At 67.9% G+C, this 23923-nt stretch carries 24 protein-coding genes and 1 tRNA gene; 8 read left to right on the plus strand and 17 right to left on the minus strand.

Annotated elements, in window-relative coordinates:
• Window positions 1-31: 31 nt before the first annotated feature.
• On the plus strand, window positions 32-1411 hold the full coding sequence (locus MRBLWH12_RS09335) for a glucose-6-phosphate dehydrogenase (RefSeq protein WP_363548417.1): 1380 nt from the start codon (window positions 32-34) through the stop codon (window positions 1409-1411).
• A 121-nt stretch (window positions 1412-1532) separates the two neighbouring features.
• Window positions 1533-2213, plus strand: a complete 681-nt coding sequence (locus MRBLWH12_RS09340) for a YqaJ viral recombinase family protein (RefSeq protein ID WP_341973830.1) — start codon at window positions 1533-1535, stop codon at window positions 2211-2213.
• 8 nt (window positions 2214-2221) lie between these two features.
• Here the strand turns inward: MRBLWH12_RS09340 and MRBLWH12_RS09345 are convergent, their stop codons facing one another.
• Genes MRBLWH12_RS09345 through MRBLWH12_RS09365 form a run of 5 tightly spaced genes read right to left on the minus strand, consistent with a single transcriptional unit; the run spans window position 2222 to window position 5288 of the window.
• Window positions 2222-2716: a hypothetical protein gene (locus MRBLWH12_RS09345; RefSeq protein ID WP_363548419.1), complete on the minus strand. Its 495-nt coding sequence runs from the start codon at window positions 2714-2716 to the stop codon at window positions 2222-2224.
• Window positions 2713-3369 (minus strand): LPXTG cell wall anchor domain-containing protein, encoded by a 657-nt coding sequence (locus MRBLWH12_RS09350; protein WP_363548421.1) that lies wholly within the window; start codon window positions 3367-3369, stop codon window positions 2713-2715. The genes MRBLWH12_RS09345 and MRBLWH12_RS09350 overlap by 4 nt, the downstream gene beginning before the upstream one ends.
• Complete coding sequence (locus MRBLWH12_RS09355) at window positions 3366-3992, minus strand: signal peptidase I (protein WP_341973827.1); 627 nt, start codon at window positions 3990-3992, stop codon at window positions 3366-3368. Before MRBLWH12_RS09355 ends, MRBLWH12_RS09350 begins: the two co-directional genes overlap by 4 nt.
• Window positions 3993-4018: 26 nt before the next feature.
• Window positions 4019-4645, minus strand: coding sequence for a SipW-dependent-type signal peptide-containing protein (locus MRBLWH12_RS09360; protein ID WP_363548423.1), 627 nt, complete (start codon window positions 4643-4645; stop codon window positions 4019-4021).
• 4 nt (window positions 4646-4649) lie between these two features.
• The gene (locus MRBLWH12_RS09365) at window positions 4650-5288 is read right to left on the minus strand and encodes a SipW-dependent-type signal peptide-containing protein (RefSeq protein WP_363548425.1); all 639 of its coding nucleotides are present in this window, start codon (window positions 5286-5288) and stop codon (window positions 4650-4652) included.
• A gap of 296 nt (window positions 5289-5584) precedes the next feature.
• Between MRBLWH12_RS09365 and MRBLWH12_RS09370 the strand changes: the two genes are divergently transcribed.
• Entirely contained in the window at window positions 5585-7315 is a 1731-nt protein-coding gene (locus tag MRBLWH12_RS09370) for an MDR family MFS transporter (RefSeq protein ID WP_341973824.1), read from the plus strand.
• Window positions 7302-7790: a MarR family winged helix-turn-helix transcriptional regulator gene (locus MRBLWH12_RS09375; protein WP_341973823.1), complete on the plus strand. Its 489-nt coding sequence runs from the start codon at window positions 7302-7304 to the stop codon at window positions 7788-7790. Before MRBLWH12_RS09370 ends, MRBLWH12_RS09375 begins: the two co-directional genes overlap by 14 nt.
• Here MRBLWH12_RS09375 and MRBLWH12_RS09380 read toward each other — a convergent pair.
• Entirely contained in the window at window positions 7787-8674 is an 888-nt protein-coding gene (locus tag MRBLWH12_RS09380) for a LysR family transcriptional regulator ArgP (RefSeq protein WP_363548427.1), read from the minus strand. The two genes, MRBLWH12_RS09375 and MRBLWH12_RS09380, sit on opposite strands and share 4 nt — an antisense overlap.
• Window positions 8675-8744: 70 nt before the next feature.
• On the opposite strand from MRBLWH12_RS09380, the gene MRBLWH12_RS09385 reads away from it, so the two are divergent.
• Window positions 8745-9419, plus strand: coding sequence for a LysE/ArgO family amino acid transporter (locus MRBLWH12_RS09385; protein WP_363548429.1), 675 nt, complete (start codon window positions 8745-8747; stop codon window positions 9417-9419).
• Window positions 9420-9440: 21 nt separating this feature from the next.
• Here the strand turns inward: MRBLWH12_RS09385 and MRBLWH12_RS09390 are convergent, their stop codons facing one another.
• The 6 genes from MRBLWH12_RS09390 to MRBLWH12_RS09415 all read right to left on the minus strand — a co-directional run bounded on the left by MRBLWH12_RS09390 (window position 9441) and on the right by MRBLWH12_RS09415 (window position 14126).
• Window positions 9441-10223 (minus strand): amino acid ABC transporter ATP-binding protein, encoded by a 783-nt coding sequence (locus MRBLWH12_RS09390; protein ID WP_341973820.1) that lies wholly within the window; start codon window positions 10221-10223, stop codon window positions 9441-9443.
• Complete coding sequence (locus MRBLWH12_RS09395; RefSeq protein ID WP_363548431.1) at window positions 10210-10872, minus strand: amino acid ABC transporter permease; 663 nt, start codon at window positions 10870-10872, stop codon at window positions 10210-10212. The genes MRBLWH12_RS09390 and MRBLWH12_RS09395 overlap by 14 nt, the downstream gene beginning before the upstream one ends.
• Window positions 10873-10875: 3 nt before the next feature.
• Window positions 10876-11697 carry an amino acid ABC transporter substrate-binding protein gene (locus tag MRBLWH12_RS09400; RefSeq protein ID WP_363548433.1) on the minus strand — a complete coding sequence of 274 codons (822 nt, stop codon included), beginning with the start codon at window positions 11695-11697 and terminating at the stop codon, window positions 10876-10878.
• A 182-nt stretch (window positions 11698-11879) separates the two neighbouring features.
• Window positions 11880-12569: a 50S ribosomal protein L1 gene (gene rplA, locus MRBLWH12_RS09405; protein ID WP_341973817.1), complete on the minus strand. Its 690-nt coding sequence runs from the start codon at window positions 12567-12569 to the stop codon at window positions 11880-11882.
• Window positions 12570-12580: 11 nt separating this feature from the next.
• A complete protein-coding gene (gene rplK, locus MRBLWH12_RS09410; RefSeq protein ID WP_102191716.1) occupies window positions 12581-13012 on the minus strand; it encodes a 50S ribosomal protein L11 in 432 nt (143 codons plus the stop codon).
• Between the two features lie 121 nt (window positions 13013-13133).
• Entirely contained in the window at window positions 13134-14126 is a 993-nt protein-coding gene (locus tag MRBLWH12_RS09415) for a helix-turn-helix transcriptional regulator (RefSeq protein ID WP_363551338.1), read from the minus strand.
• Between the two features lie 86 nt (window positions 14127-14212).
• On the opposite strand from MRBLWH12_RS09415, the gene MRBLWH12_RS09420 reads away from it, so the two are divergent.
• Window positions 14213-14611 (plus strand): VOC family protein, encoded by a 399-nt coding sequence (locus MRBLWH12_RS09420; RefSeq protein ID WP_363548435.1) that lies wholly within the window; start codon window positions 14213-14215, stop codon window positions 14609-14611.
• Between the two features lie 57 nt (window positions 14612-14668).
• On the opposite strand, the gene nusG is transcribed toward MRBLWH12_RS09420, so the two are convergent.
• The 3 genes from nusG to MRBLWH12_RS09435 all read right to left on the minus strand — a co-directional run bounded on the left by nusG (window position 14669) and on the right by MRBLWH12_RS09435 (window position 16132).
• The gene (nusG, locus tag MRBLWH12_RS09425; RefSeq protein WP_363548437.1) at window positions 14669-15703 is read right to left on the minus strand and encodes a transcription termination/antitermination protein NusG; all 1035 of its coding nucleotides are present in this window, start codon (window positions 15701-15703) and stop codon (window positions 14669-14671) included.
• A 43-nt stretch (window positions 15704-15746) separates the two neighbouring features.
• Window positions 15747-16019 carry a preprotein translocase subunit SecE gene (secE, locus tag MRBLWH12_RS09430; RefSeq protein ID WP_341973814.1) on the minus strand — a complete coding sequence of 91 codons (273 nt, stop codon included), beginning with the start codon at window positions 16017-16019 and terminating at the stop codon, window positions 15747-15749.
• Between the two features lie 40 nt (window positions 16020-16059).
• A tRNA-Trp gene (locus MRBLWH12_RS09435) sits at window positions 16060-16132 on the minus strand.
• Between the two features lie 178 nt (window positions 16133-16310).
• Between MRBLWH12_RS09435 and MRBLWH12_RS09440 the strand changes: the two genes are divergently transcribed.
• Together MRBLWH12_RS09440 and MRBLWH12_RS09445 are read left to right on the plus strand one after the other, a co-directional pair.
• Window positions 16311-18155 carry an HSP90 family protein gene (locus MRBLWH12_RS09440; RefSeq protein WP_363548439.1) on the plus strand — a complete coding sequence of 615 codons (1845 nt, stop codon included), beginning with the start codon at window positions 16311-16313 and terminating at the stop codon, window positions 18153-18155.
• Between the two features lie 26 nt (window positions 18156-18181).
• Complete coding sequence (locus MRBLWH12_RS09445; protein ID WP_363548441.1) at window positions 18182-20980, plus strand: tetratricopeptide repeat protein; 2799 nt, start codon at window positions 18182-18184, stop codon at window positions 20978-20980.
• A gap of 79 nt (window positions 20981-21059) precedes the next feature.
• On the opposite strand, the gene MRBLWH12_RS09450 is transcribed toward MRBLWH12_RS09445, so the two are convergent.
• Window positions 21060-22424, minus strand: a complete 1365-nt coding sequence (locus MRBLWH12_RS09450; protein WP_363548443.1) for an NAD-dependent succinate-semialdehyde dehydrogenase — start codon at window positions 22422-22424, stop codon at window positions 21060-21062.
• Between the two features lie 20 nt (window positions 22425-22444).
• Window positions 22445-23920 carry an NAD-dependent succinate-semialdehyde dehydrogenase gene (locus MRBLWH12_RS09455; RefSeq protein ID WP_341973810.1) on the minus strand — a complete coding sequence of 492 codons (1476 nt, stop codon included), beginning with the start codon at window positions 23918-23920 and terminating at the stop codon, window positions 22445-22447.
• Window positions 23921-23923 lie beyond the last annotated feature (3 nt).

A 23923-nucleotide genomic window follows, 5' to 3' on the forward strand; every position in this document is an offset into this window, starting at 1 on the left:
ACACGAGAGGAACCGGGCTACGGTGGCTCGCATGACCGATGCGACCACGCTGGTGATCTTCGGGGTCTCCGGTGACCTCACCTCCCGCCTCCTGCTTCCTGCACTCGGCCAGCTGCTCGTGCACGAGCCGTCGCGCCGAGTGCGGCTGATCGGCGCCGACCGCGAGGACTGGACCGATCGTGAACTCGACGAGCTCGTGCGCACGGCGTTCGCAACGGTGGATGCGGAGGGGGCCGCATCCCGCGTGGATGCGTCCTACCGTCGCACCGACATCACCCGCGCCGACGATCTGAACGCGTTGCTGGGCGAGTGCTCGGGTCAGGTCGCACTGTACTTCGCCGTGCCGCCCAGCGTCACCACGGCCGCCTTCGAGGCCCTCACCGCGGAGATGCTCCCCGAGGGTGCGGTGCTCGTTCTGGAGAAGCCGTTCGGCACCGATGAGGAGAGCGCCCGGCTCCTGAATCGGACGCTCGCCGGTCTTGTCGCCGAGAGCCAGGTGTTCCGCGTGGACCACTTCCTCGGCCGATCCACAACGCTGAATCTGCTCGGCGCCCGATTCGCCAATCGCGTGCTCGAACCGCTCTGGTCTGCGGAGAGCATCGAGTCGGTCGACATCGTCTACGACGAGCAGCTGGGGCTGGAGGGGCGCGCCGGGTACTACGACTCGGCCGGCGCCATGGTCGACATGATCCAGAGCCACCTCCTGCAGGTGCTGGCGGTGCTCGCCATGGAGGAGCCGGCCACCCTCGACGAGGTGGACTTCCGTGCGGCGACCAGTGCCGTGCTGCGAGCGACATCGGTCTGGGGCGACGACCCCACGTCCTCATCGCGACGCGCCAGGTACACCGCCGGCACCGTCGCGGGCACGGACAAGCCGTCTTACGTCGACGAGCCCGGCGTCGATCCAGCTCGCCGCACGGAGACGCTCGCCGAAGTGACGTTCGAAGTGCGCAACGCGCGCTGGGCAGGCGTGCCCTTCACCCTTCGTTCCGGCAAGGCGATCGGAGACCCCGCGCGGGAGATCGTCGTGCGCTTCCGTCCGGTTCGGCACGTTCCGATCGGCCTCACCGGTTCGGCCGAGGGCGCGGTGCTGCGCTTCTCGCTCGGCCCCGATCGGATCTCCCTCGAGTTGAACGTCAACGGCGCCGACGATCCATTCGAGCTGGAGCGCGCAACACTCTCCGCCGATCTCGGCGAAGGAGCGCTGAAGGCGTACGCCGAGGTGCTCTCCGGTGTTCTCGACGGCGACCCGATGCTCGCGGTACGCGGAGACGCCGCTGAGGAGAGCTGGCGGATCGTCGAACCGATCCTGCAGACCTGGAAGAGCGACGACGTGCCCCTCGACGAGTACGTCGCGGGCTCCCCGGGCCCTGCGGGGTGGGATGCTCCGCATCCGGGTTCACCGCGCTGATTCGCCGAACTCCGGGTCGGATTTCGCCGAGACCACCGGAGCGGGCAGCCGACAGCGGGTGGTTCCGCGACGGCGGCGTGGGAGGAGACATGACGTCGGCGGGCCGGGATAGTCTCGAGAGGTGACCCCGGAACTCGCTGCGCGTATCGTCGCGGACTCCCGCGATCGGGTGGCGTGGATGCGTGCGAGATCGCGCGGCATCACGGCGACCGACGTGGCCGGTCTCACCGGAGACAAGTCGATCGTCCGGGCAGCGGATGCCAAGCTCGGCGGCGGTCCGCGCTTCGGCGGCAACGCCTATACCGACCACGGCCGTCGTCGGGAACCGGAGATCGCCAGCTGGGTCGCCGCGACCCACGGCATCCTGCCCTCGTCCGCCCTGTTCCGCGCCGAGGTCGAACATCGGCACCTCGCCACCCCCGACGGCGTCGCGGTGGATGCCGCCGGCCGTGTGCAACTCGCCGAGATCAAGACCACCAACAAGGCGTGGCGCGGCATCCCCCGCACCTATCTGCGCCAGATCTGGTGGCAGCAGCACGTGCTCGGCGCCGAACGGACCCTGTTCGTGTGGGAGGAGCACGTCGACTTCTCGCCGATCCACGAAGAGCCGAAGTGCGTCTGGATCGACCGCGACGACCGTGAGATCGCGAAGCTCGTCGGGCTCGCCACCGACCTCATCGACGAGCTGTACCGCCGCACCACGGGGCAGCAGGCGCCTGCACGGCCGGTGGATGCCGCCGCCAGCCGTCGTGCCGAACTCCGCGAGCGCGACGCGTTCCGCGCGCTCGCCCTCGCTGACTGACTCACGCCTTAGGTACAGGTGTTGTTGCCGCCGAGCCCGAGCAGCCCGCCGACCGAGAGCGTCTTCGTGGCAGCCTGAGACGCCCAAGAGGTTCCGGCGATCGCCTCCACCCTCACGGTGTTCGTCGAACCGAGCAGGCTCCCGAGAAGGGTGTTGAGCAGTCCGGAGGAGATCGTCGACGTGTACGTGTAGGGCCCAGCGCCGCTCTGGGTGATGTTGGCCGGAGCGACCGTCACATTGTTGATCGACAGTCGCTCGTTCGCTTTGACGTAAGGAGAGGTCCATACGATCGTGAACCCGGTGAAGGTACCGAGAAAGCTCGTCACCGTGCAGCTGGTGACGACCGGGGTCTCCAGCGTGGCCGCGGTGAGCGTCGCCGTCGTGTGTTCCGAATCGGTGAAGGCCGCGTCTGTGACCTGAGCCGAGGGGGCGAGGCCGATTCCGACGAGCAGGATGGCTCCGATGGCCCCCGCGAGCACGCGGTGACGCGACGTCGCACTCATTCTGCTGCCCCCTCGTCACCGTCACCACGACGTCGCCGCCGTGCGAACAGCAAGACGCCGCCGACCAGCAACAGCACGACTCCCCCGCCCAGGATCCACGGCACGGCGGGAGACATGCCCGTGGCCGGCAGCTCGCCACCGGGTCCGACAGCGACCGACTCACCGGCACCGTCGGCGTGCACGCGCATCGTCGCTCCCTCGCCCTCCGCCGCCGCGCCCAACGAGATCTCCAGACGGAGGTAGGCGGTGTCGGTGGCCGCGATGTCGAGGAGCGCCGTCGTGATGCCGTCCCGCGGAATCTCCCATGCCGTCTCCAGCGCGGTCGCACCGACGGGGCATCCCATCTCTTCCCACGCCACCGCGCAGATCGACACATCGACAGTGAGCGGTGCGGCACCGGCGGCGCTCATTCCGATCGCGATCTTCCCCGGGTCGGGCGCATCCGCACTCACTTCGACGTCCCACCGCACCTCCTGACCGGGCATCATGCTCGAGGCCGCCTCCCAATCGGCGACCGAGACGAGACGCAGGTACTGCCCCTGCACGACCTCCGTCGCGGGTGCGGCCCACGCCGGCGCCGAGAACGTACCGAGCACGGCGATCGCGACGCACCCGGCGAGCGCGGCGACGGCCGCGGCGCAGCGCCCCCTCATGGACCGCTCCCGTCGCTTCGCGGTTCCTCCACAGTCCGGCGGGGGCGGTGCGATTCGCGGGGCCAGAACGCCCAGCCCACGAGCAACGCGGCAGCGACGGTGATGCCGCCGAGCACGAAGGGGTTCCCCAGGGCGACGACGAAGGAGGCGACGCCGGGAATGGCGGCGCGGACGATGCGAACCTCGTCCACCGCGTAGGGGAACGGATCGTCCTGGGCGTTGGCATCTCCTCGCATCGTGATGATCCGAGCGGCATCCGTCTCCCCCGGCGCCACAGACGTCACCCGGTGGGTGACGGGCAGCTCGGGGTCGCGATCGACTGTGACGATGTCGCCGACCGCGATCTCGGATGCTGGTATCCGCTGCACGACGGCGACCGATCCGGCCGGAATGGTCGGCGACATCGAGCCGGTACGGAACATCATCAGAGTGATGTTCGAGGTGATGGCGAGGATCACCAGCACGATGCACACCGCTCCACCCGCCGCGGCGACCCACAGCAGGATGTCGGCGAGCGTCCGCCCGACGGCCGTGCGCGTCCGACCGGCCTGGAGAGGCGGCGACCCGCCGTCGGCATCGCGCGAGCGCTCACGCAGTTCGCGCCGGCTGCTCGGCGTCGTCATCTCCTCCTCCATCGCTCCTCCGCTCGTCACGACGCCGTCGCGGCGAACTCCCACGTGGCGGTGAGCGTGAGCCCCTGAGCCGTATTGGGGGCCGCCGCGGGCAGCGTGACCTCGAAGCAGTAGTTGACCTGGGCCCCCGCATTCGCGGTGAGAGCCTGGGAACTCGTCGCCCCCGTCACCAGCGTGGCGTTCACGGGCAGACCCGCGACCGCCGTGCCTGTGCCGAAGTTGGCCGCATTGCACGTGGTCTGGGTGATGGTGCGCACACTGTAGGTGAGGTGTGCGCCGAGCCCCGCACCGTTGCCGGCCCCGGCCTTGAGCTGCACCGATCCGGCCACGGAGGGATTGATCGTGCGCACGCTGAACAGCGCGTACACCGTCGCACCCGGGGTCATCGCCGCAGCGGTCGCCGGCAACTGGAACGGCAGCGTGGCTCCGGGTGCGGTCGGATGCTCACTGAACGCCACCCCGTCGGTCGCACCGACGATCCCGAAGCGCCCGGCCGTGAAGTTCGCAGTCGTGTGCTCTGAGTCGTTCCAGGCCGCGAGGGTCATGGCGGCGCCCACGCCGAAGACGAGCCCGCTCGCGAGAACGGCCCGTATCCGACGAGAGCGCAGCCGCCTCGCCTCCCGCATGCCTTTGCGGGTCGACACGCGATCAGCTCGTCGAGGTCGCCGTGAACTGCCACGTCGCCGTGGCGGCTTCACCCTGCGTCAGTCCGGCTCCCGCCGTGACCTCGAAGCAGAGCTGCACGGGGGCGCCTGCGTCGGTCACCGGTGCGCCGTTCGCAAGGTTCTCGGTGACTCCCGCCGTGAACGCGCTCAGTGTCGCTCCCGATGCGACGACGTCTGCTCCGGCGATGCCCACCGCATCGCAGGTCGCTGCCGCATCGATCGAATACACCGTGTACGACAGGTTCTCCGCGTTCGAGGAGGCATCCGGCGACGCGGTCACACCGGCCGCGTCGAGCGTGGCGTCCGTCGTCGTGTCGGCGGCGAGTCGCACCCAGAACGGCGCGTAGACCGTCTGGCCAGGGGCCATGTTGCTCGCCACCGCAGGCAGCTGGAAGACCAGCGTTGCAGCGGTTTCGGGCGGGGTCGCCCCCGTGTTGTGGCTCGCATAGCCCGCGGATGCGGACGTCGTCGAACCTTCCAGATCGAACGCGCCGGCGGTGAACGTGCCGGTCGCGAATTCGGAGTCGTTCCAGGCCGCGAGTGTCACTGCCGCACCGACGCCGAGCACGAGCCCGCCCGCCAGAATCGCCAGAACCTTGCGCTGATTTGCCTTCGTTGCCATGTCAGTCTTCCCCCCTCAGGGATTTGGGTTGTGCGCGCGAATGCCTTCGCGACCTTCCCCAGCGGCCGACATCTTGCGTTTCACTCATCATCGTTGAACGCCGCCGCAACCACAACGGGGCAAAGTCACGATCGGGTACTGCGTGCTCCGGATGCCGACACCTCGTCGCCCGGCCCCCTGACCACTCGGAGATAGTTGACGAGACTCAACCAGTTGACGTATAGTTGATCTTCGTCAACTTTCTCGTGCGCGCCAGTGCTGTCGCAGCATCCACACTCCACTGCGAAAGGTCGCCCATGACCACCGACTCCCCCGTTCGGATGACGCACCGCCAGGTGCTCGAGGCCCTCACCGGCCTCCTGCTCGGCATGTTCGTCTCGATGATCGCGGCCACCGTCGTCTCCACGTCGATGCCGGTCATCGTTCACGACCTCGGCGGCGACCAGGCCGCCTACACCTGGGTGATCACCGCGACGCTGCTGACCACGGCGATCTCCACCCCGATCTGGGGCAAGCTCGCCGACCTCTTCAACCGCAAGCTGCTCATCCAGATCGCTCTCGTGCTCTTCGTCGTCGCGACGGCTGCTGCCGGCTTCGCGCAGGACACCGGCACGCTCATCGCCTTCCGCGCCGTGCAGGGCCTCGGCGCCGGCGGCCTGGCCGCGCTCAGCCAGGTGATCATGGCCGACATCATCAGCCCGCGCGAGCGCGGTCGCTACATGGGACTCTTCGGCGCCGTGATGGCGGTCGCGACCGTCGGCGGTCCGCTGCTCGGCGGCTGGATCACCGACACGGCAGGCTGGCGCTGGAACTTCTTCGTCGCGCTGCCCTTCGCGGTCGCCGCCCTGATCCTGCTTCAGAAGACGCTGCACATCACCGCTCAGCAGGCCCGCAAGGTCTCGATCGACTACGCCGGCATCGTGCTGCTGTCCACGGCCGTGTCGCTGCTGCTCATCTGGATCACCAACGCCGGATCGAACTTCGACTGGTGGGGCACCGAGACGATCCTGATGCTCGGCGGGGTCGTCGTCGCCACCGTCGCGTTCATCATCGTCGAGTTGAAGGTGCGCGAGCCGCTGATCCCGCTCTCCCTCTTCCGCAACCGCACGTTCACCCTGTCCGTGCTCGCCTCGATCTCCATCGGCATCTCGATGTTCGGCACCTCGGTGTACCTCGCCCAGTACATGCAGCTCTCCCGCGGCGCCTCTCCCACCGAGGCCGGCCTGATGACACTGCCGATGATGGCGGGACTCCTCATCGCATCGATGCTGATCGGACAGCTCGTCACCCGCTACGGGCGCTGGAAGGGCTACCTGATCCTCGGTGCCGTACTGCTGCTCGCAGGCACCGCGCTGCTGTCGACGCTGCACTACGACACGAACTTCGTGCTCGTCTCCGTGTACATGTTCCTCACCGGCGCCGGCCTCGGGATGACGATGCAGAACCTCGTGCTCATCGTGCAGAACACGGCCAAGCCCGCCGAGATGGGAGTCGCCAGCTCCGGCGTCACCTTCTTCCGCAGCCTCGGCGGCACGATCGGGGTCTCGGTGATGGGAGCTGTGGTGGCGAACACCATCACCACGCTCTTCGCCGACGGCAAGGAACGGCTCGCGACGGCGATCGCCGGGCTCGGCGAACAGGGTGCGGCGGTCGCTGCGGAACTCGCCAGCGGCACCCTTCCCGAGGTGCGCCTGCTCCCCGATTCGGTGCGCGTCATCGTCGAGGACTTCTACGCCCAGGGCATCTCGCAGGCCTTCCTCATCGGCGTGCCACTCGCCTTGCTGAGCCTCATCGCGATCCTGTTCCTGCCGAACGTGCCGCTCACGAAGATGACCACCAGCGAGCGGGCGGAGGCGGATGCCGCAGAGCACGTCGTCGAGGATGCCGCCGAGGTGGCACTCGCCGACGCGACAGCGATGTCCGGCGCGCCGACCGGCAGCGTCACAGTCGTCGCAGCATCCGGTGCGAGGCGTGGCGATGGATCGGGCGAGAAGCGCGATGGCGGGGTCGGCGATGTCCGCGGCTGAGTCCACCGTCGGTGGCGAATCCTCCGAAGCGCGGGCCGTCGCGGTCCGCGCACTCGAGGCGGAGTTCAGCGAACTGATCACCCACATCCGGCGGATCCTCATGGAGAACGCCAATCGCGTGAGCCCCGGCATGCTCCCCGGCGCCTACAAGACGCTCACCACGATCGCGCGCTGCGAGCAGGTGACGGTATCAACCCTTGCCGAGCGGATGCTGGTGGACAAGAGCCAGGCCAGCCGCATGGTCCGCGAGCTCGAGGAACTCGGGCTGATCGAGCGCTCCACGGATCCCAGTGACGGTCGTTCATTCCTCCTGCGCGCCACACCGCTCGGCACCGAGCGACTGGCCGCCGCCCGACTGCCGCAGGAGGGGATGCTCATGAAGACTCTCGAGGAATGGAGTCTGCGCGACATCGACAGTCTCACCCGCCTGCTGCACGCGCTCGCGACCGGAGCGACACCGGACCGCCCGGCCTAGACCGCCGCCGGCGACCCGGGGAGGACCCTGCGCGCTTCTGCCGCGACCTCGGCCGCAACGGTGTCCAGGAGTTCCGAGCGCAGGTTCCACTGCTGCCAGAACAGCTTCACGCGCAGTGTCGGCCCGCCGAGGGCGACCAGCCCATCTGGCTGCTGGGGCAGCGGCAGCATTCCCCATCCGAGCCCCAGCGCCACAGCGAGCGCGTAATCGTGCGACGCCGGGACGTAGTGGCGCGGAACGCCCTGGTGCGACACGCCCTGAGCCTGGAGCCATTCGTGCTGCAGGGTGTCGCGGCGGTCGAAATCGACGAAAGGGGCGGTGGCGAGAGCGTCCGGCGTCACCCCGCCGCGGAACCACCGATCGGCGAAGGCCTTCGTCGCCATCGCCCGATACTCGAGCACGCCGAGCGGCGACACCGAGCATCCGGCCACCGGCGTCTCTTCGCTGGTCACGGCGGCCATCACGGTGCCGGATTCCAGCAGCCTGGCAGTGAAGTTCTGATCATCGCGATGCAGGTCGAAGTCGAGATCATGGCGGTCGGCGAGGCGTGCGAGCGGCGGCAGGAACCAGGTCGCCATCGAGTCGGCGTTGACGGCGAGCGGAATGCTGATGCGCTGCGTTCCGCCCTCGGCATCCATGCCGGCGAGCGCATCACGCTCCAGCAGGGCGATCTGGCGGGCCAGGCGCACGACCGCCTCCCCCGCCTCGGTCAGCCGAGCCGGCTTCGAGCGAACGACGAGGACACGTCCGAGCTGCTGCTCCAGAGTCTTGAGCCGCTGACTCACCGCCGACGGCGTGATCTGCAGTCGGCGAGCGGCCGCGTCGAGTGTTCCCTCGTCCACGACGGCCGCCACGGTGGCAGCGAGCTCCGGATCGATCCTCACATAAGCCATGCTAATGCTGCAGTAGGAATCTTCGCTGGTGCTGTTCTCTCCTTGCTCCTACCGTGGAAGCATGCTCTCCCTCCTCGCCGGCCTCGGCCTCGGCCTCTCCCTGATCGTCGCGATCGGCGCGCAGAACGTCTTCGTGCTGCGCCAGGGGATCCGTCGCGAGCACGTGCTGGCCGTCGTCGCGATCTGCGCGGTGTCGGATGCCGTGCTCATCATCGCGGGCGTCGCCGGCCTCGGCTTCGTCATCGCGACCGCACCCTGGCTCGTCGTCGCCGCCCGCTGGGCGGGGGCGCTGTTCCTGCTCGGCTACGGCCTGCTCGCTGCACGACGAGCCTGGAAAGGTGGAGACGACGCACTGCGGGCGGAAGCCGGCGACTCCTCCGATGCCGCGCCCGCGGCATCCGGCGGCACGGCCACCGCCACACGTACCGCCACGCGCACCGCCCTGGCCCCGGTCATCCTCACGGTGCTCGCGCTGACCTGGCTCAACCCGCACGTCTACCTCGACACGGTACTCATGCTGGGCTCGATCTCGGCCACACACGGCGAGAACCGCTGGCTGTTCGCCGCTGGCGCCGTCGCCGCCAGCATCCTCTGGTTCACCGCGCTGGGCTTCGGCGCCCGTTATCTCGGCCGGTGGCTGCGTACCCCGCGCTCGTGGCGCATCCTCGACGCGATCATCGCTGTGATCATGATCGCCCTGGCGATCAGTCTCGTCCTGCCCGTGCTGCACCCCTGACGCGCTCGGCGCGAGGCGAGGTCACGCGCCGTCGAGTGGACGCATGATCCGGGTGAGGAACCGCTGGGTACGCTCGTGCTGCGGAGCGCTGAAGAGCTTCTCCGGCGGCCCCTCCTCGACGACGACTCCGGCATCCAGGAACAGCACGTGGTCGGCCGCCTCCCTGGCGAAGCTCAGTTCGTGCGTGACGACCGCCATCGTCCAGCCCTCATCGGCGAGCTCCTTGATGACGAGGAGCACTTCGCCGACGAGTTCGGGGTCGAGGGCACTGGTCGGCTCATCGAAGAGCAGCAGGTCAGGCTTGAGCGCGAGCGCACGGACGATGCCGACCCGCTGCTGCTGACCGCCGGAGAGCTGATGCGGCCGTGCGTTCTCCTTGTCGGCCAGGCCGACGCGAGCGAGCAGTGCCTGCGCCTCGGCGACGACCTCGTCCTTCGGGCGACCGTGCACCCGCCACGGGCCTTCGATCACGTTCTCCAGCACGGTGAGGTGCGGGAACAAGTTGTGGTGCTGGAACACCATCGCGGAGCGGTCTCGCAGTGCGAAGCGCTGCTTCGCATCCGGGCGCGAGGCGAAGTCGATGTCGGGGCCGTCGTGCACGGCGATGGTGCCCGCATCCGGCCGTTCGAGCCCGTTCAGCGAACGCAGCACCGTGGTCTTTCCCGAGCCGCTGGGTCCGATGAGGACCACGACCTCTCCGCGATGCAGCGTGAGGTCGATGCCGCGCAGCACCTCGTTGTCACCGAAACTCTTGTGCAAGCCGCGGGCCGTGAGCAGCGCCTCGGCTGGTTCAATTCGCGACACGGCTGTCCAATCTCTTCTCCAGAGCGCTCTGACCCGTCGACAGCACCAGGCAGAACACCCAGTACACGAGCGCGGCCGTCAGATAGATCACCATGAACTGGTAGGTCGACGCCGCGATCTGCTGCGACACCTTGAACAGCTCGGTCACCAGGATCAGCGATGCGAGCGAGGTGTCCTTCACCAGAGAGATGAACGTGTTCGACAGCGGCGGCACCGATACCCGCGCCGCCTGCGGCAGGATGACTCGCGTCAGCGTGCGGGTGCGCCCCATCCCGACCGTGTATGCCGCCTCCCACTGCCCCTGGGGAACCGAGAGGATCGATGCCCTGATCACCTCGGCCGCGTAGCCGCCCACATTCAACGAGAAGGCGATGATCGCGCACGGCCAGGGGTCGATGGTGACCCCGATCGAGGGCAAGCCGTAGAAGATCACGAACAGCTGCACGAGCAGCGGCGTGCCGCGAATGATCGAGATGTAGACGCGTGCGAACCCCGAGACGACCGAGCGCGTCGAGATGCGCATCAGCGCGATCCCGAGCGCGATCACCAGGCCCAGCGCGAACGAGCTCAACGCCAGCGGGATGGTCCCGACCAGCCCCGCGAGGGCGATCGGCCCGATCGACGTGAGGAACAGCTCCCAGGGCTCCACAGGCTACTCGGTGACGTCGGCGCCGAAGTACTTGTCGCTGATCTCGGCCAGGGTGCCGTCGGCGCGCAGCTCCTCGAGCGCGGCATCCACGGCGTCGACGAGGGCCTGCTTGTCGTTCGTGAACACGAACGCCTGCTGACCGGCTTCCTCGGTCTCGGCGGCGATCTTCAGTCCGGTGGGACCGTCGGTCGTCTCGTAGTCGAGGAAGGTGAGCTTGTCGTTGATGGTGGCGTCGACGCGCCCCTGCTTGAGGAGGGTGACAGCCTGAGCCCACCCTTCGACGGGCTCGACGGTGGCGCCGGACTCGGTGGCGAGTTCGTTCCAGTTGCTCGTGAGCGACTGCGCGGTCTTCTTGCCCTTGAGGTCGTCGAAGGACGTGATCGAGTCGTCATCCTCGGCGACGACGATCACGCCCGGCGAAACGGTGTACGGCGTGCTGAAGAGGTACTCCGCCTCGCGCTCGTCGTTGATGGTCACCTGGTTCGCGATGACGTCGAAGCGCCCGGCGTCGAGGCCTGCGAAGATCGCATCCCACTGCGTCTCCTGGAACGTGACCTCGAGGTCGAGCTTTTCGGCGACCGCCTCGATGATCTCGACGTCGTAGCCGGTCAGGTCGCCCGTGCCTCCGTCTGCGTGGAAGCTGAACGGGCGGTAGGTGCCCTCGGTCGCGACCGTGAGGGTGCCGTCGGCGACGAGGCCGAAGTCGGATGCCGAGCCGCTGTCATCGGACGCGCCGGTCTTCTCGGGTGCGGTCGCGCCGCTGCAGGCCGTGAGCGCGGCGGCGGTGAGGACGAGGGCGGTGACGGCGATGAGACGACGGGACATGGGCGGGACCCTCCTGGGGTGCGGTTCGCGCTGATGCTGTGGGGCGCGGAGGTCGGGTGGAACTCACTCAGCGTACGCGCGCACAGCTGAGACACGATATCGGATGACGTCGGATTGCGGCCGAGACGCGCCCGGACGCGGAAATGCCCCCGCCGAAGCGGGGGCATTTCTGTGAGTCAGACTCAGATGGCGTTGACGTCCAGCGGGATGCCGGGGCCGAACGTGGTCGACACCGCACCCTTCTGGATGTAGCGGCCCTTGGAGCTCGACGGCTTGAGGCGGACGATCTCCTCGAGCGCTGCGTCGATGTTCTCGTTCAGCTGCTCGGTGGTGAAGGATGCCTTGCCCACGACGAAGTGCACGTTGGCGTGCTTGTCGACGCGGAACTCGATCTTTCCGCCCTTGATCTCCTCGACGGCCTTGGCCGGGTTCGGGGTCACGGTGCCGGTCTTCGGGTTCGGCATCAGGCCACGCGGACCCAGCACCTTTCCGAGGCGACCGACCTGGCCCATGAGCTCCGGGGTGGAGACCGCTGCATCGAAGTTGGTCCAGCCATCAGCGACGCGCTGGATGAGCTCGGCGCCGCCGACCTCATCCGCACCAGCGGCGATCGCTGCCTCGGCCGCGGGGCCGGTGGCGAAAACGATGACGCGGGCGGTCTTGCCGGTTCCGTGGGGCAGGATGACGGTGCCGCGCACCATCTGGTCTGCCTTGCGGGGGTCGACAGCGAGCTTCAGCGCGACCTCGACGGTCGAGTCGAACTTCGCGGAGCCGGTCTCCTTCGCCAGGGCGACGGCCTCAGCGGGAGTGTAGAAACGGTCTGCCTCGATCTTCTCGGCGGCAGCCTTGTAAGCCTTGGACTTGGTAGCCATGATTATTCTCCTCAGCCCTCGACCGTGATGCCCATGGAACGGGCTGTGCCGGCGATGATCTTCGAGGCGGCCTCGATGTCGTTCGCGTTCAGGTCAGCCTGCTTGGTCTCGGCGATCTGACGGACCTGCTCCTTGGTGATCTTCGCCACCTTGACGGTGTGCGGGGTCGCCGATCCCTTGGGGACGCCGGCGGCCTTCTTGATGAGCTCCGCAGCGGGCGGGGTCTTCAGGACGAACGTGAAGCTGCGGTCCTCGTAGACGGTGATCTCCACGGGGATGACGTTGCCGCGCTGCGACTCGGTCGCGGCGTTGTACGCCTTGCAGAACTCCATGATGTTGACGCCATGCTGACCGAGCGCGGGCCCGATCGGCGGCGCCGGGTTGGCTGCACCGGCGTTGATCTGAAGCTTGATCAGGCCGGTCACCTTCTTCTTCGGTGCCATTCTCTTCCCTTTCATCGAATCGGATGCGGAGCATCCGTTTCTCCCGCGAATCCGGCGGTTCCGGACTGCGGTCGTCCGCGCGCACGCCGAAGCGGCACACAAACCACGTAAGTCTACCCGATCAACGACGCTCCCGCGATTCGGCGGCCTCCCCGCGGTACAGGGCGGCGATCCGTTCGCCGAGTTCGCGGAGCGCAGTCCTCACCTCGGCAGGCTCGACGACCTCCGCGGCGCTGGTCCACCCCGCGAGCTGCTCCGCCAGGGCATCCACTCTGTGCGCCTGCACCTCGACCCGCACCCGCCCGTCCCGGTCCGGAGGATCGTCCAGCAATTGCGCCTGCACACCGAACCGGTCGCAGAGTGCCCGCACCGCCCAGGGTTCCACCCTCACCACCGCGCGTACCGCTCCACGAAAGCCTTCGACCCGCTCGACCATCTCGGCCCACACACGCGGCCGATCGAAGCCCGCTGGAGCGATGCCCCGTTCGGACAGCACGCGCGACCCCTCGATCCGATCCGCGCGGTACGTCCGCACGCGGCTCTCGTCCGCGACATCTGCCCCCTCGACGACCGGAGCTGCGATCAGATACCACCGCACCCCGCGACTGCCGATCATCAGAGGGACGACCTCTATGGAAGCAGCGCCGCGATACTCCAGCTGCACCCGACGATCGTCCGCGATGGCACGTTGCAACTCGGCGACCACCGGCGGTGCCGCATCGTTCTCGGTGACACCCCACGGCGCATCTCGCACGGTCGCTGCCGCGACACGTTGCGCTCCGGCGCGGAACGGTTCCGGCATCGCACGCACGAGCTTTCGCATGGCCGCGATGCGCTCGGGACTCGCCGTGTCGCTCTGGGTGAGACCGATGAGCAGCGACGTGACCTCACCTTGCGTGAGTCCGGTGAGATCGGTGCGCGCTCCGCCGATCAGGCGCCATCCTCCTCCCCTGCCTCGTGTCGGATAGATCGGAACACCCGACATCGCCAGGGCTTCCAGGTCTCGTCGCGCCGTCGGCACCGACACTTCGAGCTCTGCCGCCAGCTCGGCCGCCGTGATCTGGGGACGCCCCTGGAGCAGCAGCAGGGCCTGGATGAGACGGTCGGCGCGAATCTCTCAACCTCTTTTCTGAAGTGATCAATTGATGATCACTTCAGCTACGAGCATAGAAGAAACAACCGATTCAGAAGGAGAATCTCATGTTCCGTGGTCTCGCAAATCTCAACCTGGTCGCCGATGACATGTCCGCAGCGGTCGCCTGGTACGCGACCGTCTTCGACTCCGCGCCCTACTTCGTCCGGCCGGAAGAAGGACCGGTGCAGTACGCCGAATGGCGCTTCGGCGACGACGACGACGAATTCGCGCTGATGGATGCCCGCTTCCGCCCCGCGCTCGCCCAGCCGGGAGGCGCACTGATGAGCGTGCACGTCGACGACGTTCGCTCCACCTTCGATCGACTCATCGAGCTCGGCGCCCTGGCTTTCGACCCGGTGACGCAGCGCGGAGAGGGCTGGTGGTCAGCATCCGTCACCGACCCGTTCGGCAACCTCATCGGACTCATCCAGAGCCCGCACTGGGCTGCGCAGCACGCAGGCTGAGCCGGAACGCAAGAACGGCCGCCCCGAAAGGGACGGCCGTTCTTGACGAGAAGACTCTCAGTTCATCTTGGTGACCTGGTCGAACGACAGCTCGACCGGAGTCTCGCGCTCGAACAGGGAGACGAGCACGATGAGCTTGCCGCTCTCCGGCTTGATCTCGCTGATCGAACCCGGAAGACCCGCGAAGGAGCCTTCCTTGATCGTGATGGTCTCGCCGACCTCGAAGTCGACCTCGGCCGGCAGCGGACGAGCGACGGCGAGTCCACCCTTGGAGGCGATGTTCTTCGCCGTCGGGATGTCCTTGACCTCGACGAGCGACTTCAGCATGTTGAAGGCTTCTTCGAAGCGCAGCGGCGTCGGGTTGTGCGCGTTGCCGACGAAGCCGGTGACACCGGGCGTGTGGCGAACGACGGACCAGGTGTCTTCGGTGAGCTCCATGCGCACCAGCACATAGCCGGGGATGCGCACGCGAGTGACCATCTTGCGCTGGCCGTTCTTGATCTCGACGACGTCCTCCATCGGGACCTCGATCTGGTAGATCTCGTCCTCGACCTCGAGCGTCGACTTGCGCTGCTCGATGTTCGCCTTGACCTTGCGCTCGAAGCCGGCGTACGAGTGGATGACGTACCACTTGCCCGGCAGCATCCGCAGGTCGGCGCGGAACGTCTCGTACGGATCGGCCTCCGCGTCGTCTTCGTCTTCTTCGTCGTCGGATGCCGGAGCATCCTCGTCGCCGTTCACGTCGGGGCCGTCGTACGGTGCGACCTCGTCCGCCGCGGCGGCCTCGAGGTCGGCGGCCTCTTCGGCCACAGAATCATTGAGGACCTCAGCGGCAGCTTCAGTTTCAGCCGCTTCGTCCAGGTTGAGAGCGTCGTTCACGATCGCGTCCGCCTCCGGGTCTTCGTCAATTTCGATGTCATCATCGATGTCGTCTTCGTCGTCTTCACCCTCGATGTGCAGGGCGACGTGCTCTGCCGAGGTGACTGCGAGCTCCTCTGCGGCGAGGACGTTGCCCTCCTGGGCCTCATCCTCTTCGCTGGACTGCTCTGCGGCTGTCGCCCAGTCGGCGTCGTCGGAATATCGTTCAGACACGTTGTTTCTTTCCAATCACTGCGGCGCGAGCCGCGGGGTGTCATCAGCCAGGGATTCCGAACACCCAGTGCGTGACCCAGGCGAACAGGTTGTCCAAGCCGTACACGATTCCCATGACGATGAGAACGAAGACGAGCACCACTGCGGTGAACTTGAACAGCTCCTTGCGGGTCGGGGTGACGACCTTGCGCAGCTCGGAGATGACCTGACGGATGAAGAGGGCGATCCCGCCGAAGAACCTCCCGAAGGCGTTCTGCTTCTTCTCACGGGTGGCGCCGGCCGCGACGACCTCGCCGCGCGGTTCGTCCTGATCCATCCTGAATGTACCTTTCGTGTGCCAGCGTTGCGCTGACGCGCAGGGCGGACAGGAATCGAACCTGCAACCTGCGGTTTTGGAGACCGCTGCTCTGCCAATTGAGCTACCGCCCTAGAGACCCGGAAGTCTCGGGAGCCTGCGCCCCGCCGCCAGAACTGCGATCCGGAGATCCCAGGCACGGCGGAAGAATGCAGACAACAACTGCGGTTCAAGCATACGGCATCCGCACGCCGGTCTCGAACCGGGGCGCTCGTTCCGCCTCACGACAATGTTGTTAGGCTCAGCGAGCGAATGCAGTGGGAGGGTGGACACGTGGGTGCGGATGTGCAGCAGTTCCAGGTCGATCTGCGTGGGGTCGTCGACCTGCTCAGCAGGCATATCTACTCGAGTCCTCGCGTCTACCTGCGTGAGCTTCTGCAGAACGCCAGAGATGCCATCACCGCCCGGAACGAGATCGACGGCGGCGGCGGTCGAATCCGGATCACGCCCCTCACCGAGGCCTCCGGAGAGTTCGTTCTGCGCGATGACGGCATCGGCCTCACCGCCGCCGAAGTCGCCGACCTGCTCGCGACCGTCGGGCGCAGCTCCAAGCGCGACATCTTCGACCTTCCTCGCAGCGATTACCTCGGCCAGTTCGGCATCGGCCTGCTCAGCTGCTTCATGGTGGCCGACACCATCGTGATCCGCTCCCGCAGCGCCCGTGGCGGACCGGCTGTGGAATGGACCGGGTCCGCCGACGGCACATTCCGGGTCACCGAGATCGACGACGACCTTCCGATCGGCACCAGCGTGCATCTCGTTCCTCGTTTCGATGCGGACGAGCTGCTGCGACCGGCGGCTGTGCATGAGCTGGCGACGACCTTCGGCGAGTTCCTCCCTGTGCGCATCACCGTCGACACTCGCGCGGGCGATGTCGACATCACCCGCGCTGCCCCGTTCCTCGATGCGGCGACCGACCCGGATGCCGCGGTGCAGTACGGCCGCGATCTGCTCGGCGCCATCCCCCTCGATGTCATCGAGCTGACAGAGCAGGCCACCGGTACCAGGGGCCTCGCGTACGTCCTGCCGTTCGCGCCGCCGCCCGGTGCACGGCAGGCGACGAGAATGTACCTCGGCCGTATGCTGCTCTCCGAACGCGTCGAGGACGTGCTCCCCGACTGGGCGTTCTTCGTCCGCGCGGCGATCGACTCCACCGGCCTTGCCCCGACGGCCAGCCGAGAGGCGCTCGTCGAAGACGCGGCGCTCGAACGGGTGCGCGAGCAGCTGGGCGCCGGCATCCGCCGCTGGGTTCTCGAACTCGGACTGCGTGAACCGCACCGTCTCGCCCAGTTCGTGGCCGTGCATGAGGTCGGCCTGAAGTCGCTGGTGCGCCACGATCACGAGCTCGCCCGGTTCATCACTCGATGGCTGAGCGTCGAGACCACACACGGAACGATGCAGATCGGCGACCTCGTCGAACGCTATCCGCACATCCGCTACGCGCAGACGGTCGACGAATTCCGGCAGGTCGCCGGCATCTCACCCGGCTCGGAAGTGCTCGTCAACGGCGGCTACCTGTACGACGCCGACCTGATGCGGATGCTGCCGGATCTCTACCCGCAGGTCACCGTGGAAAAAGTCGACGTCACCGGCGAACTGGACCGGCTGGACCCGCCGCCCCTCGACGATCGCGAGGCGGCCGTCGCGCTGGAAGGGCGAGCGGGGGCGGTCCTTTCGGCATCCGGCTGCTCCGTGATCGTGCGTTCGATCGACCGACCCGAGATGCCGGCGCTCTACGTCGCCGACCCCGAGGTGCTGCGCGCGATCGACCGCAGCCGCACCAAGGGCATCACCGGTTCGCTCTGGGGCGGTGTACTCGACCGCATCGACGACACCCTCGCCGCGGCACGCGATGACGACGTCACGGCGCGCCTGTGCCTGAACTGGTCGAATCAGGTCGTGCGCGCCCTGGTTCGCGTGCGCGACGATGCCGTGTTCGCGCGCACCCTGCAACTCCTCTACATCCAGGCGCTCCTCGCCGGGCACCATCCGCTCACCGATTCCGACCGCTCGCTGATGTCCAGCGCGCTGGCCGACCTCGTATCCCTCTCCGCCGGGATCGAGGGAGACCGGATCTCCTTCGATGGAACCCGCTGAGGCCGTCAGCATCCGAAAGGACCACCATGGCTCGTCCGAAGAAGCGCTTCCAGCAGTTGATCGAAGAGATCGACCGCACACCCTGGGGGCCTGCTGAGCAGGCCCTGATCTCGGAGGCCGTCACCCTTGCCATCGAGATCGGCGACGACCGCCTCGAGTACGAGGCGCGGATGCGTCAGACGGCATCCGCGAACATGAACGGCGCGACGGACGTGATGTTGAACTCGTTCGCCTGGTGCCTCGCTCGCCACGATGCGAACCCTCAGCGCTTCCCCGCCGATCTCGACAACGGCAGCGCGGACCTGATGTGGCAGTTCAAGTGGATGGCGGCGTCGCTGCGCTCATCCCCCGCGTTCTCGCAAGAACAGATCGCCGCGGTGCTGGACGACATGGAGGCGCACTATCTGAAGGCGGGATTGGGCGTGAGCGGCGTGCTCACCGCTCGTTTCGAAGATGCGTGGGACGCCGGCCGGATGTCCGAGGCCGAAGCCCTGCGCGTGCAGCTGGAGGCGACGCCCCGCGATGAGCACAGTCATTGCGATGCCTGTGGGCGCAGTCAGTTCGCCGGATTCTTCGCCGAGACCGAGCGCGACGCCGACGCGATCCGACTCGTGGAGGAGATGATCGAGGGAGGCTTCTCCTGCGGAGAGGAGCCGGAGCACGCTCTGTCCAGGGTGCTCCTGCCCTATCTGCGGGCCGGACGCGGTGACGATGCGAAGACCGCGCACCTGCGCAGCTACCGCCTCGCACAGGACAATCGCGACAACCTGCAGATCGTCGCGAACAACATCATCTTCTGCGCCGTCACCGGCAACGAGGCGCGCGCGCTCTCGCTGGTGGAGCGGCACCTGTCCTGGCTCGCTCACGACGGCCTCAACGTGGATGCGCACTTCGCGGCGCTCGCGGCGTTCGCGCTCGCCCTGGACAGCGTGGTCGCTGCGGGCCACGGCGAGACACCGGTGCGCGGAGCCGAGGCATCGGTGCTGACGCCGTTCTTCGGCGCTCACGAGGGGGCCTGGAGCGCGGCAGAGCTGGCTGCGGCCGCATGGGCGGCAGCCGAACGGATCGGCAGTGACTTCGACCGTCGCGACGGCACCGATGGCCACTCGAGCCGGCTCACCGCGATGCGCGCGCTCGGCGACGTGCGTTACGACGTGCCGATCCGCTCGGATGCCTTCGTCGCGCCGAGTGCCACGGCCGTTCCGGCCGACGCCGAGGCCTGGTACGAGCGGGCGATGAACCTCGGGCAGTACGGGGCCGAGCAGGAATCGCTGGCCGCGATGCCCCGCGCCCTCGAGATCGAAGACGACGGCAAACGGGCACAACTGCTGTCCCTGCAGATCGGGATGCTGGTCGGTCTTGATCGCGCCGACGAGACCGAGCCGCTGTGCACGGAGCGCATCGCGCTGCTGCGCGCCACGGGCAAGGAGGCACAAGCCGACCTGGAGGAGCGCCTCGGCCTGGCGACGTTTGGCGTGGACACACCGGAGAACGCGGCTGCCCTCGATCGCGAGCTCGAAGGGGCGGATGCTCTGCCGGCGTGGAGCCGTGGCGACGTGGCATTCAGTCGCGCCTCGCTGCACCTGCGAGGAGATGATCCGGACACCGCGCTCGAGCTCCTCGAGAAATCCGCTCGCGCCTTCGCCGAGGCCGGGGATGCCCGGTTGGTCAACACCACCACCCTTCTCGCCGTCTCCGCGCTGCTGCACAAGGGCGAGACCGACGCGGCGACCGCACTTCTCGATCGGCTCGCGACCCAGGACGACGTCAGCGACGGCCACCGCGCCCACGCGATGGAAACGCGGGCGCGCATTCACGGGGGCAACGGATCGTTCGTCGCGGGGGCGACGGACGCCGACGAAGCCTGCCGGATCCTTGCCGGACTCGGTGCGACGAAAGCGCTCGCCGGCGCCCATCTCCTCGCTGCTGCCCTCTGGGAGGACGCGGACGAACCGGAGAAGGCCGTATTGCGCTACCGCCTCATGTCGCGGCTCATCAGCCAGGACGGCGGCGATGTCACCGGGGCGAATTTCCGTCTCGCCCGAGCGATGCTCAAGGCCGGCGACGCCGAAGAGGCCGCCGAGCTGTTCGGGGAGGTGCTGAAACTCGAGGAGCAGGCCGAGGTTCCGGCCGGTTCCCGAGGAATGACGGTGTCGTTGCTGGCGCGGTCGCTGAGTGCCGCCGGCGAGTTCGGACAGGCCGTCGGCGCCTACGGTTACGCCGCCCAGCTCTTCGGCGAGGCCGAGGAGCACGCCGATCACGCGATGTCGCTGGCGGCTCAAGCCAAGATCCTCGCGCGGTTCGACGAACAGGACGATGCGATCGAACTGCTCGAGAGGGCGGCGGAGATCGTGCGGCGCGCCGACGATGCACTCGGCGCGCTGACCGAGGTCCTGCACGACCTCGGTCAGGTCTACGGAACCAGGCAGGACGAACGAGCGTTCGCGCTGTTCGACGAGGTCGCCGCCCTCGCGAAGGAACACGAGGCCGACTGGCTCCTCTCCGATGTCACCGACTCGCGTGGCCGAGCCCTCGCCGAACTCGACCGGGTGGACGAGGCCGTCTCGGCCGTGCTCACCGCCGCCGACGGGTTCGCGGGGCTTGGGGATCTCGGCTCAGCCGGCGGATCCGAGTTGTTCGCCGCCCGGCTGCTCGCCGGGAAGGATCGGGCGGCCGATGCCGTCCCGATCTACCGCAATGCCCTTGAGCATGGCGCGGACGCTCCACAGCTGCGTCAGGTCGCGGCCCTCGAGCTCGGCGACGTGCTCGAGCGGCTCGGTCGACACGACGACGCCGCCGAGGTTCGGGCACTCATCGAGAGTTGAGCGTCCGGCCCACATGGCCAAGAAAGGACGGAAGGGGCGGATGCCGTGCATCCGCCCCTTCCGTCCTTCGAGAACTCGCTCAGCCGATGCGGATGAGCTTCTTGTTCACGAACTCGTCGGCGGCGAGGTGGCCCAGCTCGCGAGCGGTGCCGCTGCGCTTGATGCCGCCGAACGGCAGCTCAGGGCTGTCGGCGAGCACGAGGTTGACGTAGACCATCCCCGCCTCGATCCTGTCTGCGACGCGCTCGGCCTGCGCGGCATCCGTGGTGAACACGTACGAGCCGAGGCCGAAGGTGGTGTCGTTCGCCAGCGCGACGGCCGCGTCCTCGTCGGCCGCGCGATAGACCACCGCGGCCGGCCCGAACAGCTCCTCGTGGTACACGTTCATCGCAGGGGTCACGTCGGCGAGCACGGTCGGCGCGAAGAACGCGCCATCGCGGGTGCCGCCGGTGAGCAGCGTGGCGCCCTGAGCGACCGCCTGGTCGATCTGGGCCTGCAGGTTCGCGGCCGCGGCCTCGGAGGAGACCGGTCCGAGCACGGTGTCCTCGAGCATCGGGTCCGACGGCGTCGCGGCGGCCATCGCCGCCGTGAACTTCTCCACGAATGCGTCGTAGAGGTCGTCGGCGATGATGAAGCGCTTCGCGCCGTTGCATGCCTGGCCGTTGTTGTCGAGGCGGGCATCGACTCCGGCCTGCACAGTGGCGTCCAGATCGTCGCTGGAGAGCACGATGAAAGGATCGGAGCCGCCAAGCTCCAGGGCGACCTTCTTCAGGTTGCGTCCGGCGACCTCCGCAACGGCAGCTCCGGCGCGCTCCGAGCCGGTCAGCGAGACGCCCTGCACCCGCGGGTCGGCGATCATCGTCGCGATCTGCTCGTTCGTGGCCAGCACGTTCTGGTACGCACCCACCGGGAAGCCCGCGTCGCGATAGATCTCGGCGATGGCGTTCGATGACTCGGGGCACTGCGGTGCGGGCTTCAGCAGGATCGTGTTGCCCACGATCAGGTTCGGGGCGGCGAAACGCACGATCTGGTACGCCGGGAAGTTCCACGGCATGATGCCGATGAGCGGTCCGAGCGAGGAGCGGCGGATGATCGCCGAGCCGTCTCCGAGAATGGCGATCGGCTGGTCGGCCATGATCGCCTCGGCCTGATCGGCGTAGTACTCGGCGATGTCGGCCGCGAAGTCGACCTCACCGAGTGCCGCCTCGCGCGGCTTGCCCATCTCGCGCACGAAGATGTCAGCGAGGTCCTCCCGGCGTTCGCGGTGCAGCTCTGCCATCCGGCGCACGAGCGCTGCGCGCTCGGCGACGGTCGAGGAGCGTGACCACTCGCGGTGCGCGGCGTCGGCGGCCGCAACGGCCTCCTCGATCTGCGCATCCGTGAAGGTGTCGAAGGATGCCAGGGTCTCCCCCGTAGCCGGGTTGATGACGGCGTAGTCAGTCATTTCTCGTCCTCTCTGAGCTTTCAGGCGACCGGGATCAGCGTGTACTTCGTGGACAGGTACTCGTGAATGCCCTCGGCGCCGCCCTCGCGGCCGACTCCGGACTGCTTGACGCCGCCGAAGGGAGCAGCCGCGTTCGAGACGACGCCCACGTTGAGCCCCATCATGCCGGTCTCCAGCTTGTCGATCATCCGCTGTCCGCGCTGCAGGTTCTCGGTGAACACGTAGGACACCAGACCGTACTCGGTGTCGTTGGCGAGGCGCACGGCCTCCTCCTCGGAATCGAACGTGGCGATCGCGAGCACCGGGCCGAAGATCTCTTCGCGGAGGATGGCGCTGCCGGCCACGACATCGGTGAGCACCGTCGGCTCGTAGAACGACCCGACGCCGGCCACGGCCTTGCCGCCGGCGAGCAGGGTCGCGCCGCGCTCGACGGCGTCGCCGACGAGTTCCGCGGCCTTCGACACGGCATCCGCATCGATGAGCGGGCCGATGGACACGCCGTCTTCGGTGCCACGACCGATCTTCATCGCCTGCACCCGCTCGGTCACCCGACGCGCGAATTCCTCGGCGACGGATGCCTGCACGATGAAGCGGTTGGCCGCGGTGCACGCCTGGCCGATGTTGCGGAACTTCGCTGCGAGCGCGCCGTCGACGGCCTTGTCCAGGTCGGCGTCCTCGAACACCACGAACGGAGCGTTGCCACCGAGCTCCATCGAGACGCGCAGCACACCCTCGGCCGCCTGCGCGATGAGCTTGCGCCCGACCTCGGTCGAACCGGTGAACGACAACTTGCGCAGGCGCGGGTCGGCGATGATCGGCGCCGACAGGGCGCTCGAACGCGAGGTCTGCACGACGTTGACCACACCGGCGGGAAGGCCCGCCTTCTCGAGCAGAGAGACGAAGAACATCGTCGTCAGCGGCGTGAGCGCCGGCGGCTTGATGACCACGGTGCAGCCGGCCGCCAGCGCGGGGGCAATCTTGCGGGTCGCCATCGCGAACGGGAAGTTCCACGGCGTCACGAAGAACGACGGACCGACCGGACGCTGCGAGACGACCATGTGGCCGGTGCCCTCCGGGTTGAGCCCGTAGCGGCCGTTGATGCGCACGGCTTCCTCGCTGAACCAGCGGAGGAACTCACCGCCGTAGCCGACCTCGCCGCGTGCCTCCGCAAGCGGCTTGCCCATCTCGAGCGTCATCAGCAGCGCGAGGTCTTCCTTGTGCTCCTGCACGAGGTCGAAGGCGCGGCGAAGGATATCGCTGCGGGTGCGGGGGGCGGTCGCCGCCCAGCCGTCCTGTGCGGCGACAGCGGCATCGAGTGCGCGGATGCCGTCGGTCGGCGTGGCGTCGGCGATCGTGCGGATGACGGCGCCGGTGGCGGGGTCCTGCACATCGAAGGTTCCGCCGGTCTCGCCATCCGTCCACTGGCCGCCGATGAAGAGGCCGGTGGGGACGCGTTCGAGCAGCGCCTGCTCGGCGGATGCGGTCTGAGTGCTCATGGA

Origin of the sequence: Microbacterium sp. LWH12-1.2 (genome assembly GCF_040675825.1) — a bacterium.
Classification (GTDB): Bacteria; Actinomycetota; Actinomycetes; order Actinomycetales; family Microbacteriaceae; genus Microbacterium.